Here is a 14,200-nt window from a genome sequence, read left to right on the forward strand (position 1 = left end):
CGAGAACCGGAGCCGAGCGTGCTTGGAGTACGTGGGCACGGGCCTAAGCTGGCCGTAGCCTTAACTGCGACGTGCCTGGTGAGTGCTTCGGCGGCGAAGGCCGGAACCCCAGGAAGCCGGCGTTTGCAGGCCGGCCTCACCTGAAGATCAGCACATTCAGCCAAAGGCGATGAGCAAATCCTTCGCATCGATCTGGTCGCCGGCCTTGACCAGCACCTCTGCCACCACGCCGTCGCGCTCGGCGTGCAACGCGGTCTCCATCTTCATCGCCTCGATCGAGAGCAGCACGTCGCCCGCCTTGACCGCCTGGCCTGGCGCCACGGCAAGAGCCGACACCACGCCCGGCATCGGCGCCCCGACATGCGCCTCGTTGCCCGGCTCGGCCTTGCGCCGCGCCTTGGCGGCCGAAGCGCCATGCGCGCGGTCCGGCACCTTCACGCGACGCGGCTGGCCGTTGAGCTCGAAGAAGACGGTGACCATGCCTTTTTCGTCGACGTCGCCGAACGCCTGGCAGCGTATCACCAGGGTCTTGCCCTTCTCGATGTCGACGAAGATCTCGTCTTCCGACTTCATGCCGTAGAAATAGGTCGGCGTCGGCAGCACGCTGACCGGGCCATAGGTCTCCTGAGCGGCGGCGAAGTCGGTGAAGACTTTCGGATACATCAGCCAGGAGGCGAATTCGAACTCGGTGAGCTTGCGCTCGAGCTTCTCCTCGATCTCCTTGCGGCTGGCCTTGAGGTTCGCCGGCTTGAGCAGCGAGCCCGGCCGGACGGTGATCGGCTTTTCGCCCTTCAGCGCCTTCTTCTGCAGCGCTTGCGGCCAACCGCCCGGCGACTGGCCGAGATCGCCGCGCAGCATCGAGACGACCGAGTCCGGGAAGGCGATGTCCTTCGCCGGGTTCTCGACATCGGTGACCGTGAGGTCCTGGCTCACCATCATCAGCGCCATGTCGCCGACCACTTTCGACGACGGCGTCACCTTGACGATATCGCCGAACATCAGGTTGACGTCGTGATAGGCCTGCGCCACCTCGTGCCAGCGCGTTTCGAGCCCAAGCGAGCGCGCCTGTTCCTTGAGATTGGTGAACTGGCCGCCCGGCATCTCGTGCAGATAGACTTCCGAGGCCGGTCCCTTGAGGTCGCTTTCAAAAGCGGCGTATTGGTTGCGCACCGCTTCCCAATAGAACGAGATGTGGCGGATCCACTGCGGGTCGAGGCCGGGGTCGCGCTCGGTGCCCTTGAGCGCCTCGACGATCGAGCCGAGGCAAGGCTGCGAGGTGTTGCCGGAGAACGAATCCATCGCCGCGTCGATGGCGTCGACGCCGGTCTCGACCGCCGCCAGCACCGTCGCCGCCGACAGGCCGGAGGTGTCATGCGTGTGGAAATGGATCGGCAGGTCGGTCTCTTCGCGAAGGGCCTTGAACAGCACGCGCGCCGCCGAGGGCTTCAACAGGCCCGCCATGTCCTTGACGGCGATGATATGCGCGCCGGCCGCTTCCAGTTCCTTCGCCAGCCCGACATAATATTTCAGGTCGTATTTGGCGCGCGCCGGATCGAGTATGTCGCCGGTGTAGCACATCGCCGCTTCGATCAGCTTGCCCTCGGCACCCACCGCGTCCATCGCGACGCGCATGTTCTCGACCCAGTTCAAGCAATCGAAGACGCGGAACAGGTCGACGCCGCCGGCAGCTGCCTGTTTGACGAAATGCTGCACGACATTGTCGGGATAGTTGGTGTAGCCGACGCCGTTGGCGCCGCGCAGAAGCATCTGTAGCAGAAGATTGGGGGCTGCCTCGCGCACTCTGTTCAGACGCTCCCATGGATCCTCGGTGAGGAAGCGCATGGCGACGTCGAAGGTGGCGCCGCCCCAGCATTCCAGTGAGAGCAGTTGCGGCAGCGCCCGCGCATAGGTGCCGGCGATGCCGGCGATGTCGTAGGTGCGCATGCGGGTGGCGAGCAGCGACTGGTGTCCGTCGCGCATCGTCGTGTCGGTAACGAGCACCTGGGCTTGCTCGCGCATCCATGCCGCGAACTTCTGAGGCCCAAGCGCGTCGAGCCGCTGCTTGCTGCCGTCCGGCACCTTGCCGTTGAGATAGGGCACCACAGGTGCCGCCGCATCCGCCTTCGGCACCGGCCGTCCGCGCGTCTCGGGATGGCCGTTGACGCTGACGTCGGCGAGATAGTTGAGCAGCTTGGTGGCGCGGTCCTGCCGCTTGACCTGCTCGAACAGCTCCGGCGTCGTGTCGATGAACTTGGTGGTGTAGGAATTGTCGGCGAAGCTCGGGTGGTTGATGATCGCTTCGAGGAAGGTGAGATTGGTGGCGACGCCGCGGATGCGGAACTCGCGCAATGCCCGGTTCATGCGCGCGATCGTCTCGGCCGGCGTCGGCGCCCAGGCCGTCACCTTTTCGAGCAGCGGATCGTAGAACCGGGTGATGACCGCGCCCGAATAGGCGGTGCCGCCGTCGAGCCGGATGCCGAAGCCGGTGGCGCCGCGATATGCGGTGATGCGCCCGTAATCGGGGATGAAATTGTGTTCCGGGTCCTCGGTGGTAATGCGGCACTGCAGGGCGTGGCCGTTGAGCTTGATGTCCTTCTGCGCCGGCACGCCGGACTCCGGCGTGCCGATGGCGAAGCCGTCGAGGATGTGGATTTGCGCCTTCACGATATCGATGCCGGTCACCATCTCGGTGACGGTATGCTCGACCTGGATGCGCGGGTTGACCTCGATGAAATAGAACTTGCCGGTGTCGGCGTCCTGCAGGAACTCGACGGTGCCGGCTCCGATGTAGCTGGTCTCGCGCGCGATCTTCAGCGCGTAGCCGCAGAGTTCCTCGCGCAGTTTCTCGCCGAGGTAGGGAGCCGGCGCACGTTCGACGACCTTCTGGTTGCGGCGCTGGATCGAGCAGTCGCGCTCGAACAGATGCACGGCATTGCCCTGGGTATCGCCCAGCACCTGCACCTCGACATGGCGGGCGCGCTCGATCAGCTTTTCGAGATAGACCTCGTCCTTGCCGAAGGCGGCCTTCGCCTCGCGTTTGCCTTCCATGACTTCGCGCGTGAGGTCGGCTTCAGCGCGGATGGCGCGCATGCCGCGGCCGCCGCCACCCCACGAGGCCTTGAGCATCACCGGATAGCCTATTTCCGCAGCGAGCTTTTTCACCTCGTCCATATCGTCGGGCAGCGGATCGGTGGCGGGCACGACCGGCACGCCGACCTCGATCGCCAGGTTGCGCGCCGCCACCTTGTTGCCGAGCCGGCGCATCGTCTCGGGCTTCGGCCCGATGAAGGTGATGCCGGCGGCAGCACAGGCCTCGGCGAATTCGGGGCTTTCCGACAACAGGCCGTAGCCGGGGTGGATCGCATCGGCACCCGAGAGGCGCGCGACGCGGATCACCTCGTCGATCGACAGATAGCTTTCGATCGGACCCATGTCTTTGGTGAGATGCGGACCGCGCCCGACCTGGTAGCTTTCGTCGGCCTTGAAGCGGTGCAGCGAATATTTGTCCTCTTCCGCCCAGATCGCCACGGTTTTGAGGCCTAGTTCGTTGGCCGCGCGAAAGACGCGGATGGCGATTTCGGACCGGTTGGCGACGAGGATTTTCGTGATTGCCAAGGACTGGGCTCCAGTAGCGGAAGGTGAGGTGAACCGGCGCAATGATTAGCGTGAAAATGCTGCAGCGCAAACAAAATAGCGCGACACTTCAATCGATTTAAATCTCTTGTTTGCGCCAAAACCTCGCAACGGCCTCCGAGCGCCTGGACGACAACGCCGACGAACCTGGCGGGGACATGATGGCAGGCTGGATGCCCAGCCAAACAAAAAATGCCCGGCGCTCAGCGCCGGGCATCTCGGAAAGTCGGATCTTCTTTGCCGGCTTATTGCTCGAAGTAGGAGTACTTGCCGTCTTCGCCCTTCTTCCAGGTGTACATGACGTAGTCCGGGCGGGTGATGTCGCCCTTGGAGTCATAACCAATGTCGCCGATGGCGGTCTTCCAGGGGCCGCCCGACTTGATCGTCTCGGCGACTTTCTGCGCATCGTCGGCGGAGCCGGTCTTCGTGATGGCCGCAGCGATGATCTGGATCGCGGCGTAGGAGTAGAGCGTGTAAGCCTCCGGTTCGAAACCGGCAGCGCGGAACTTCTCCACGAGCTCCTTGGCGTTCGGGTTCTTGCGCGGATCCGGCGCGAACGTCATCAGCGTGCCTTGGACGGCGTCGCCGGCGATCGAGGCGAGCTCGTTCGACACGATGCCGTCGCCCGACATGAACTGGGCCTTGAGGCCCTGGTCGGCGAGCTGGCGGATGATGAGGCCGGCCTCCGTATGCAGGCCGCCATAGTAGACGACGGAGATACCAGCTTCCTTCATCTTGGCGATGAGCGCCGAGAAGTCCTTGTCGCCGACATTGATGCCTTCATACATGGCTTCGTTGACGCCATTGGCGTTGAGCGCCTTCTTGGTTTCGTCGGCAAGGCCCTGGCCATAAGGGGTCTTGTCATGGATGAGCGCGATCTTGGCGTCCTTGAAGTTCTTGGCGACATAGTCGCCGGCAACCTTGCCCTGCTGGTCGTCGCGTCCGCAGGTGCGGAACGTATTCCACATGCCGCGTTCGGTGAACTTGGGATTGGTCGCGGCCGGCGTGATTTCGAGGATGCCATTCTCGGCATAGACTTCCGACGCAGGAATTGAGACGCCCGAATTGAAGTGGCCATCGACGAACTTGATGCCGTCGGCGACAAACTTGTTGGCGACCGAGATGCCCTGCTTCGGATCCGACACGTCGTCACCCACACTCAGCTTAAGTTGCTGGCCGAGGACTCCGCCGGCCGCGTTGATGTCGGCGACCGCCTGTTCGGCGCCCTTCTGCAGCTGCGCGCCGAAGGCCGCGTTCGGACCGGTGATCGGACCGGCGACGCCGATCAGAATGTCGGCCCACGCGCTGCCGCTGAACGCGATGAACGCGGTCAGCGCCACGGCGGACAAGAGTGATTTTTTCATTGAAACGCTCCCATTTACGGAGTGGGCGTGGATGATACTTTCATGCGATGCCCACCCTTATCGCAGAAAGCATAGAATGCCGATTTTCAGGCACTTGTCACGCCAAATTCATTCCCGGAACGGCGTTGATCATGAACGTCAACCCTTTGGTTTCCAGCTCAATAAGGAGGCTCTTTCGTAGAGCCAATTATACTGAGTGACCATCTGGTTCGTGCGCGTGTATTGATACCCAAGGAAGCCCAGTATCATCAGCACGATGGTGTCGACGATATAGTAGTGCAGCGAAAACATCGTGCCGTCGAACAGCGCGTGGTGGATGAACCTTATGCCGATGCCGAGTCCGAGCATATAGAGGAACAGCTGAAAGAAGCTGCGCCAGGTCTGCGCGCTCGCCTTGCCGGTCATCCACGCCGCCCATCCGCCGAGCAGGCAGGTGACGAACAGGAACTGCCAGATCGAGGCTTCCTCGTAGAGAATGCCTTGCATGATGAAGTCTCCTGAACTCAGTGGTGGCCGCCTTCGAGATAGGCGGCGCGCACTTCCGGATTGGCGAGCAGCTCCTTGCCGGTGCCGCTCATCGTCACATTGCCGTTGACCATCACGTAGCCGCGGTTGGCGAGCTTCAGCGCGCCGAAGGCGTTCTGCTCGACCAGGAACACGGTCAGCCCTTGGGTCCGGTTCAATTCGCGGATGGCATCGAAGATCTGCTTGACGATCAGCGGCGCGAGGCCCAGCGACGGCTCGTCGAGCAGAAGCAGCTTCGGCCGGGCCATCAGCGCACGCCCGATCGACAGCATCTGCTGCTCGCCGCCCGACAGCGTGCCGCCGCGCTGGCCGATGCGCTCCTTCAGCCGCGGGAACAGCGAAAACACCTTCTCGGCATCCTCGTCAAAATGTTTGAGGTTGTCGAGGCTGGCGCCCATCTGCAGGTTTTCCATCACCGTCATGCGCGGAAAGATGCGGCGTCCCTCCGGCGACTGGGCGATGCGCATCCGCGCGATCTCGTGGGTCGGCAACTGCGTGATGTCGTTGCCGGCAAAGGTGATGGTGCCGCTGCGCGCACGCGGCGCGCCGAAGATCGTCATCATCAACGTCGACTTGCCCGCCCCGTTGGCGCCGATCAGCGCCACGATCTCACCCTGGTTGACGGTGACGTCGACACCGTTCAGCGCGCGGATGTTGCCGTAATAGGTCTGCACGCCCTTGATATCGAGCAGCGTTGTGCCGGCCATTACTTACGCCCTCCGCGCGGCTTGGCTGTCGAGGATTTCGCGGCCGGCTTGCCCGTGGCCCGCTCGGACGACTTTCTTGGCGTTTTGGCTTTGGCATCGACCTGAGCCGCTTTCGAGGCGCCTCTCGATACCATGACCCGTTCGCCCTCGTCCGCGTGTTCGACAGTGTCGGAAACCGGCCCCGCCATCATCGAGGCGGAACTGCCCGGCCCGTGCGCCGCATCAGGCCCGGTATCCAGCTGCTCGATGACATCCTCGTCGCCGACTTCGGTCAGCACCTCTTCCACTTCCTCGTCGTCGACGCCGAGATACGCGGCGATCACGCGCGGATCGGTCCGGACCGACTGCGGGCTGCCGTCGGAGATCTTGCGGCCGTACTCCAGCACCACGACGTGGTCGGAGATCTGCATGACCACCGACATGTCGTGCTCGATGAGCAGGATCGACGTGCCGGTGTTGTCCTTGATGTCCATCAACAGTTCATTGAGCGAGGCCGATTCCTTCGGATTGAGACCGGCGGCCGGCTCGTCGAGGCACAAAAGCTCAGGTCCGGTGCACATGGCGCGCGCGATCTCCAGCCGCCGTTGCGCGCCATAGGGCAGGTCGCCGGCCGGATCGTCGGCGCGGTCGACGAGATTGGCCTTTTCCAGCCAGTGCTTGGCGAGATCGATCGATTCAGCCGAGGCCTGCCGGTAGCTGGAGAAGCCGAACAGGCCGAGGAAGGTATAGCCCGAGGCCTTCATCAGCTTGTTGTGCTGGGCGACCAGGAGGTTCTCCAGCAGCGTCATGCCCGAGAACAGGCGGATGTTCTGGAAGGTGCGCGCTACCTTGGCGCGCGCGGGGATCTCGTGATTGGGCAGGCGCTCGAGCAAATAGTTCGAGCCGTCGCGCCGGCTGAGCGTGATCATGCCTTCCGAAGGTTTGTAGAAGCCGGTGATGCAATTGAACACGGTCGTCTTGCCGGCGCCGTTCGGTCCGATCAGCGCGGTGATCTCGCCGCGCTTGGCCTGGAACGACAGGTCGCCGATGGCGATCAGGCCGCCGAACTTCATCGACAGATGCTCGACCTGCAGGATGAAGTCGTTCATGGAAACTTGCGCGTTCATCAGCCGTGGCCCTCCTTGGTGAAGGAGCCTGAGACCGCTTTTCGCTCCTTGAGGAAGGCTGTTGGTTCTCGACTGCCGACGAAGCCGCGCGGCTTCCACAGCATGACGATCACCATCGCAACGCCGAACAATAGCATGCGGTAGAGCTCCGGCGTGAAGTCCGGACCGAACACCACCTTGAGGAAGCCCAACTCGCGCAGGATCTCGGTGCCGCCGATCATCACCAGCGCCGCCACCGCGATACCGCCCAACGAGCCCATGCCGCCGAGCACGACGATGGCCAGGATGATCGCCGATTCAAGGAAGACGAAGGATTCCGGGCTGACGAAGCCCTGGCGCGCGGCGAAGAACGAGCCGGCGAAGCCGCCGAACATGGCGCCGGTGGCGAACGCCGTCAGCTTGGTGGTGGTGGTATTGATGCCGAGCGAGCGGCAGGCGATCTCGTCCTCGCGCAGCGCTTCCCAGGCGCGGCCCACCGGCAGGCGGCGCAGCCTGATGGTGACGAAGGCGGTGAGGAAGCAGAGCGCCAGGATGAGATAATAGAGGAAGATCTTGTAGTAGGCGCCCGACTGGGCGATGCCCAGCACCTTGGCGATGTAGTTCGGGTCCGAGACGTTGAACGACATGAGCCCGAAGAAGGAGACCTTCGGGATGCCGGAAATGCCGGCCGAGCCGTTGGTCACCTCACGCCAGTTGATCAGCACCAGACGGATGATCTCGCCGAAGGCGAGCGTGACGATCGCCAGATAGTCGCCGCGCAGCCGCAGCACCGGGAAGCCGAGCATGACGCCCCAGAAGGCGGCCATGGCGCCGGCGGCAGGCAGCAGGATCCAGAACGACAGGCCAAAATGCGTGCCGAGCAGCGCATAGGCATAGGCGCCAACGGCGTAAAAGGCGACATAGCCGAGGTCGAGCAGGCCGGCTAGCCCGATAACGATGTTGAGGCCCCAGGCCAGCATCACATAGATCAGGATCTGGATGCCGAAATTGTCGACCCATTTGAGCGAGCCCTGGAAGCCGAACAGGAGCACCATCGCCACTGGATAGAGGATCAGCACCGTGGCGCCGATCTTGTTGAAGTTTCGCCGCACGAAGCCGGGCTCCACGGCGACTGCAGGCGCCTTGGCCCTTTCAGCCCTTGATCGTTCGAGCGCCGGAACCGCATAGGCAACATAGAGGAAGCGCCCGACGACAACGGCGAGGACCACCAGGGCGAGCAGGCCCCAGCGCTGCACCAGGATCAGCTCGTTGTTGATGTTCTGATCGGTCCTGAGACCGATGAACAGCACGAACAGGCCGAGCGCGATGGCGCCGGCGTAGAGCGCTTCGCGGAACGCGCGCTGGATGGGAGTAGCGACGACGTCGCGCTCCGGAGAAACGGTAACGGCCATGAGGATCAGACCTTTTCGACTTCAGGCCGGCCCAGGATGCCGGAGGGCAGGAAGATGAGCACGATCGCCAGGATCGAGAAGGCCGCGACGTCCTTGTAGTCGATCGAGAAATAGGCCGACCACATGCTCTCGATGAAGCCGATCAAAAGCCCGCCGAGCACTGCGCCCGGCAGCGAGCCGATGCCGCCAAGCACCGCCGCCGTGAAGGCCTTCACGCCCGGCACGAAACCGTCTGAGAAGACCACCACGCCATAATACATCAAGAAAAGCGTCCCGGCGACCGCGGCAAGCGCTGCGCCCATGATGAAGGTGATGGAGATAGTGCGGTCGACGTCGACGCCAAGCAGCGCCGCCATCTTGCGGTCCTGCTCGCAGGCGCGCTGCGCCCGCCCCAATGCCGTCCTGTTGACGAGATACCAGAAGATCGCCAGCAGCACGGCAGTGACGAGCACGATGATGATCTGCTTCAGCGAGACGCTGATGCCGTCGATCGTATAGACCTGGCTGACCAGCGGCGGGATCGGCTTGTTGCGCGGCCCTTGCGTGACCTGCACGAAGTTGGACAGGGCGATCGACATGCCGATGGCGGTGATCAGCGGCGCGAGCCGGAACGATCCGCGCAGCGGCCTGTAGGCCACCTTCTCGATCGTCCAGTTGTAAAGACTGGTGAGCAGCATGCCCACGATCATCATGATGAGGAGCGCCACCACCACCGGCACCGAATAGAACATCGCGCCGAGGATCAGGAAGACGATGAGGGCCGTGAAGGCGCCCACCATGAAGATATCGCCATGGGCGAAATTGATCATGCCGATGATGCCGTAGACCATCGTGTAGCCGATCGCGATCAGCCCGTAGATAGATCCCAGCGTCAGCCCGTTGATAAGCTGCTGGACGAAATACTGCATATTTAAGCGGCTCCCCTGGAATGTCGCCTTCGAGGACGCATTCCTTTTCGTATTGCCCCTAGTCGTAAAGTTTCAAGCCCGGATTGCAACGTGATTTTTCAATCGCCGCGCGTGGTTTGGAAGCACGCTGCCCGATTGCCCGCTTTCTCGCACCCGGCCACTGGACTATCGCGGACCCTATCATTGGCACAACGCAATGTCTTTGACGATTAAGCCGTATCATGCGCGTCGTTTCGAAGAAATCGCCGTCAAAATAAATTGATGAGAAGATTCCTTGCGTCAGCAGCAGCGCTCGATTTTGCCGTCCCGCGCATTCCGCCAAGTCAGGATTCTGCCCGGTATGACGGTCATGTGACGGCGAGGCGAACGGCGGCCGAAATCACCTTTGCCGATTGGTTCGGTAGTCAGGTTTCGACGAACGACGAGGCGGCCTGACGCGCCGAACGGGAGCGATCAGGTGACGATGAACCCGTGCGCGAACGGATCGCGGTCGTCGATGAAGATGGTGTTCAGTCCGGTCATGCGCGCCCAGCCGCCGATCGAGGGGATGATGGCTGGTTTGCCGGCAACGCTGACCTCCTTTTCGACCCTGCCCTTGAACAGCGAGCCGATGATCGACTCATGGACAAAACTGTCGCCGACCTCGAGCCTGCCCTTGGCGTGGAGCTGCGCCATGCGCGCCGAGGTGCCGGTGCCGCAAGGCGAGCGGTCGATCGCCTTGTCGCCATAGAACACGGCATTGCGGGCATCGGCCTCGGCATCTCTCGGCTTGCCGGTCCACAGCATGTGCGACAGCCGGTTGATGCCCGGGTTCTCCGGATGCACGAACGAGTATTTCTCGTTCAGGCGCTGGCGCACAAGCGGGCTCCAGGCGATGAGGTCGGCGGCCGAATGGTCGGCCATGTCGCGGTAGTTCTCCTGCGGCTCGACGATGGCATAGAAATTGCCGCCATAAGCGACGTCGACGCTGATCTCGCCAAGCACCGGGCACTCCACCGACAGCCCTTCGGCGTAAAGGAAGGACGGCACGTTGGTGATGCGCACCTCCTCGACATATTCGCCGACCTGTTTGTATTCGGCGACGACTAGGCCGGCCGGCGTGTCGAGCCTGAGCACGCCCGGCGTCTTCGGCCTCACCAGCCCATGCTCGATCGCCATCGTCACGGTGCCGATGGTGCCGTGGCCGCACATCGGCAGGCAGCCCGAGGTTTCGATGAAGAGGATCGCGATATCGCAGTCCTCGCGCGTCGGCGGATAGAGGATCGAGCCGGACATCACGTCATGACCGCGCGGCTCGAACATCAGCCCGGTCCGGATCCAGTCATATTCGGCGAGGAAATGCGCCCGCCGTTCCATCATCGTCGCGCCTTCTAGCAGTGGGCCGCCGCCGGCAACCAGCCTCACCGGGTTGCCGCAGGTGTGGCCGTCGATGCAGAAGAAGGATGTCTTGGCCATGATGGCTCCCTGAAATATCAGAATTCTGGCGAATTGTCAGAACCGTTGCGGGCGGAAAGGAGTGAGATCGATCGGCGGCTCCTGCCCGAGAAGGAGATCTCGGATCGAGCGGCCGGTCGCTGCCGCCTGGGTCAGGCCGAGATGGCCGTGGCCGAAAGCGTAGACGATGTTCGGCGCCCGCGCCCTGCCGATGACCGGCAGCGAATCCGGCAGCGATGGCCGGAAGCCCATCCACTCGCGGCCGCCCGACGGATCGAGCCCGGGCAGGAAACGCTTGGCTTTTTCCAGCATCGCCTTCGAGCGCGCGAAATTCGGCGCTCGTTCGATGCCTCCCAGCTCGACGGCGCCGCCGACGCGCAAGCCGGTTTCCAGCGGCGTGATGACGAAGCCGTGCCCGGAAAAGATCAACTGCCGCTTCACGTCGAAGGCCGACACCGGCAGCGTGGTGTTGTAACCGCGCTCGGTCTCCAGCGGGATGCGGTCGCCGATATCTTTGGCCAGCAGATGCGACCAGGCGCCGGCGGCGATCACGAGCTGCTTCGCTTTTCGGGCCGTGCCGTCCGCAAGCATAAGCGTGACGCCGTTTGTTCCGGTCCCGATACGCTCGACGCGCGCGTGCTCGAAGCGCGCACCGAGCCGCTCCGCATAGGCCCAGATCGCCTTGCCGAGCAGTTTCGGATCGGCGACTGTCTTCCACCCCGGCACGAAGGTGCCCTTGACGAAGCGCGGCGAAAGACCCGGCTGCAGCGCCGCCATCCCCTCACCCTCGACATGGCGGAAGCCTATGCCGAAACGTTCGCGCGCCCTCCAGCCGGACAGCGAGGCGCGGAACTCGGCCTCGCTTTCGTAGAGTTCGAGCGAGCCGTCCTCATGCAGCATCGGCCGCGTGCCGGAGCGGTCGAGCAAACCCATCCATTCGGCTTCGGCGAGCTTCATCATGCCGGCCTGCGCCGCAAGGCTCGCCTCGAAGTGCCTGGCGGCGCCCGCGCGCCAGAAGCGGAACAGCCAGGGAAGAAGTTTAGGCAGATAGGCCGGCGGGATGGCAAGAGGCCCCAGCGGATCGGCAAGCCATTTCGGCAACTGCCTGATCATCCCCTTATGCGCCAGCGGCAGCACGTCAGAGAAGGCGAAGGCGGCAGCGTTGCCGGAGCTCGTCTCCTCGCAAATGCCCGTCCGATCGAAAATGGTGACGCTGCGTCCCGCCTCCGCGAGCAAGGTGGCGGCGCAAATGCCGATGATGCCGCCGCCGATGATGGCGATATCTTCCCCTTCTCCCCGGTCACGGGGAGAAGGCGCCCGACGGGCGGATGAAGGGCGGCGCCCCTCTTCGGTCGGCTTGGCATTTCCTTGCACGCTGGCGCTGTCCCTCGTCTGTCTGCCGCCATCTACTTCCCCCGTGAACGGGAGCAGAAAGCTATCAGAACGCCGGCAGTTCCGGCCGCGCGGCCAGCGCATCCCTGACGATCTTTTCCACCGCCTTCCGGCGCTCGCCCGACAGCGGCTGGCGCGGCATGCGAACGCGGTCATTGGTACCGATCGCCAGCACTTCGGCAAGCTTGATGTTTTGGACCAGGTAGGTCGAGACATCGAGGTCGAGCAGTGGCCTGAACCAGCGGTAAATCTTCAGCGCTTCTTCGCGGCGACCTTTTCTCATCAACTGATAGATGGCGACGGTCTCACGCGGGAAGGCCGTGACAAGGCCCGCCACCCAGCCGATGGCGCCGACCGACAGCGCCTCGAAGGCGAGGTTGTCGACGCCGGTGAAGAGGTCGTAGCGGTCGCCGAGGCGATTGATGATCTCGGTCGAGCGGCGGATGTCGTCCGACGATTCCTTGATTGCGACGAAGCGCTTGTCGGACGCCAGCTCCTCCATCAGGTCGACAGTGACGTCGACGCGATAGGCGAGCCGGTTGGAGTAGATCATGACAGGCAGGTCGCCGGCCTCCGCGACGGCGCGAAGTGCGGCGACCGTCTCTTCGGCATTGGTGTGGTAGATCGGGCTCGGCACCACCATCAGGCCGTTGGCGCCTTCCTTGGCTGCGCGGCGTGCGATGCTTGCCGCCTCGCGGGTGCCGGGTTCGTTGACGGTCAGAAGCACCGGCTTTGTCCCGGCGACCTTCTGCGCCGTCTTCAGCACTTCGATCTTCTCGTCATGCGACAGCATTGGCCCTTCGCCGAGCGAGCCGCAGACGATGATGCCGTCGCAGCCGGCCGCCATCTGCAAGGAGAAACAACGCTCCATTTCGGCATGATCGAGGCGGTCGTCGGGCGTGAATTTGGTCGTGACTGCAGGGAAAACTCCGGCCCACATGGCTATCTCTCCGTCTGATATATCAGCGGTATATTTATTAAGACGCGGGCTGTCAATGCTGAATCCGCTATGATATATGAAAAATATATCAGGAGCTGGCCCATTGATATCCGCATTGATATCCAACGACACGAGCGCAACCTTCGAGCCGGTTGCGACCAGGGCCTATCGTGTGCTGGAGCACATGATCGTCACTCTTGAACTGGCGCCTTCAAGCTTCGTCACCGAAGGTGCACTGATCGAGCGGCTCGGCTTCGGCCGTACCCCGGTGCGCGAAGCGATCCAAAGGCTGGCCTGGGAGGGCTTGCTCGACGTCAGACCACGCGCCGGCATCGCGGTCGCTCCGCTCCACCCCGGCGACTGGCTGCGCGTTATCGATGCCAGGCGCGGCATCGAGGTGGTGCTTGCCCGCTCGGCCGCCCGCTTCGTCACCCGCGAGGCGGCCGACCTGTTTCACGAAGCAGCCCTTGCCATGCAGAAGGCAGTGATCTCCGGCAACGTGCTTTCCTTCATTCAGGCCGACAAGCAACTTGACGAGGCGCTGGCGATCGCCGCCGACAATCCATTCGCGGCGCGCGTGGCGGCGCCCTTGCAGACGCACAGCCGGCGCTTCTGGTTCCGCTACAAGGCGGATACCGGGCTCGCCGAATCGGCCGAGCACCACGTCGCGCTGATCCGCTCGATCCTCGACGGCGACGAGGAAGCCGCCGCCAAGGACGCCAAGAAATTGATGGCGCTGCTGCGCCACCACGCCGAGGCGGCCGCGACGCGCTGACCGGAGCGGTTCCGGCTTAACTGAA

The 14,200-nt window shown here is 63.3% G+C and carries 10 protein-coding genes and 1 pseudogene; 1 reads left to right on the forward strand and 10 read right to left on the reverse strand.

What is annotated here, in order from left to right; genetic code table 11:
- Positions 1 to 156: 156 nt before the first annotated feature.
- The 10 genes and pseudogenes from pyc to P9217_RS26900 form a co-directional block, all read right to left on the reverse strand.
- Entirely contained in the window at positions 157 to 3,615 is a 3,459-nt protein-coding gene (pyc, locus tag P9217_RS26855) for a pyruvate carboxylase (RefSeq protein ID WP_278088165.1), read from the reverse strand.
- A 263-nt stretch (positions 3,616 to 3,878) separates the two neighbouring features.
- Positions 3,879 to 4,997 (reverse strand): branched-chain amino acid ABC transporter substrate-binding protein, encoded by a 1,119-nt coding sequence (locus P9217_RS26860; RefSeq protein ID WP_067001684.1) that lies wholly within the window; start codon positions 4,995 to 4,997, stop codon positions 3,879 to 3,881.
- 138 nt (positions 4,998 to 5,135) lie between these two features.
- Positions 5,136 to 5,483: a DUF6867 family protein gene (locus P9217_RS26865; protein WP_067001681.1), complete on the reverse strand. Its 348-nt coding sequence runs from the start codon at positions 5,481 to 5,483 to the stop codon at positions 5,136 to 5,138.
- Between the two features lie 17 nt (positions 5,484 to 5,500).
- The gene (locus tag P9217_RS26870) at positions 5,501 to 6,229 is read right to left on the reverse strand and encodes an ABC transporter ATP-binding protein (protein ID WP_095782595.1); all 729 of its coding nucleotides are present in this window, start codon (positions 6,227 to 6,229) and stop codon (positions 5,501 to 5,503) included.
- Positions 6,230 to 6,249: 20 nt separating this feature from the next.
- A pseudogene (locus P9217_RS26875) lies at positions 6,250 to 7,335 on the reverse strand (ABC transporter ATP-binding protein); the annotation flags it as partial.
- Positions 7,335 to 8,726: a high-affinity branched-chain amino acid ABC transporter permease LivM gene (gene livM / locus P9217_RS26880; protein WP_095824103.1), complete on the reverse strand. Its 1,392-nt coding sequence runs from the start codon at positions 8,724 to 8,726 to the stop codon at positions 7,335 to 7,337. The pseudogene P9217_RS26875 and the gene livM, both read right to left, overlap by 1 nt.
- A 5-nt stretch (positions 8,727 to 8,731) precedes the next feature.
- Positions 8,732 to 9,634, reverse strand: a complete 903-nt coding sequence (locus P9217_RS26885) for a branched-chain amino acid ABC transporter permease LivH (RefSeq protein WP_067001669.1) — start codon at positions 9,632 to 9,634, stop codon at positions 8,732 to 8,734.
- A gap of 453 nt (positions 9,635 to 10,087) precedes the next feature.
- Entirely contained in the window at positions 10,088 to 11,089 is a 1,002-nt protein-coding gene (locus P9217_RS26890) for a 4-hydroxyproline epimerase (protein WP_067319515.1), read from the reverse strand.
- Between the two features lie 36 nt (positions 11,090 to 11,125).
- Positions 11,126 to 12,442 (reverse strand): FAD-dependent oxidoreductase, encoded by a 1,317-nt coding sequence (locus tag P9217_RS26895; RefSeq protein WP_067319517.1) that lies wholly within the window; start codon positions 12,440 to 12,442, stop codon positions 11,126 to 11,128.
- Positions 12,443 to 12,506: 64 nt separating this feature from the next.
- Positions 12,507 to 13,400 carry a dihydrodipicolinate synthase family protein gene (locus P9217_RS26900; protein WP_278088166.1) on the reverse strand — a complete coding sequence of 298 codons (894 nt, stop codon included), beginning with the start codon at positions 13,398 to 13,400 and terminating at the stop codon, positions 12,507 to 12,509.
- A gap of 115 nt (positions 13,401 to 13,515) precedes the next feature.
- Between P9217_RS26900 and P9217_RS26905 the strand changes: the two genes are divergently transcribed.
- Positions 13,516 to 14,175 carry a GntR family transcriptional regulator gene (locus tag P9217_RS26905; protein ID WP_127216854.1) on the forward strand — a complete coding sequence of 220 codons (660 nt, stop codon included), beginning with the start codon at positions 13,516 to 13,518 and terminating at the stop codon, positions 14,173 to 14,175.
- Positions 14,176 to 14,200 lie beyond the last annotated feature (25 nt).

Origin of the sequence: Mesorhizobium sp. WSM4989 (assembly GCF_029625795.1) — a bacterium.
Lineage (GTDB): Bacteria > Pseudomonadota > Alphaproteobacteria > Rhizobiales > Rhizobiaceae > Mesorhizobium.

Bases quoted from the DNA above. Each gene is read 5' to 3' on its own strand.
- P9217_RS26870 (WP_095782595.1), bottom strand. From the start codon at position 6,229: ATGGCCGGCACAACGCTGCTCGATATCAAGGGCGTGCAGACCTATTAC.
- P9217_RS26860 (WP_067001684.1), bottom strand. From the start codon at position 4,997: ATGAAAAAATCACTCTTGTCCGCCGTGGCGCTGACCGCGTTCATCGCG.
- P9217_RS26900 (WP_278088166.1), bottom strand. From the start codon at position 13,400: ATGTGGGCCGGAGTTTTCCCTGCAGTCACGACCAAATTCACGCCCGAC.
- P9217_RS26865 (WP_067001681.1), bottom strand. From the start codon at position 5,483: ATGCAAGGCATTCTCTACGAGGAAGCCTCGATCTGGCAGTTCCTGTTC.
- P9217_RS26885 (WP_067001669.1), bottom strand. From the start codon at position 9,634: ATGCAGTATTTCGTCCAGCAGCTTATCAACGGGCTGACGCTGGGATCT.
- livM (WP_095824103.1), bottom strand. From the start codon at position 8,726: ATGGCCGTTACCGTTTCTCCGGAGCGCGACGTCGTCGCTACTCCCATC.
- P9217_RS26890 (WP_067319515.1), bottom strand. From the start codon at position 11,089: ATGGCCAAGACATCCTTCTTCTGCATCGACGGCCACACCTGCGGCAAC.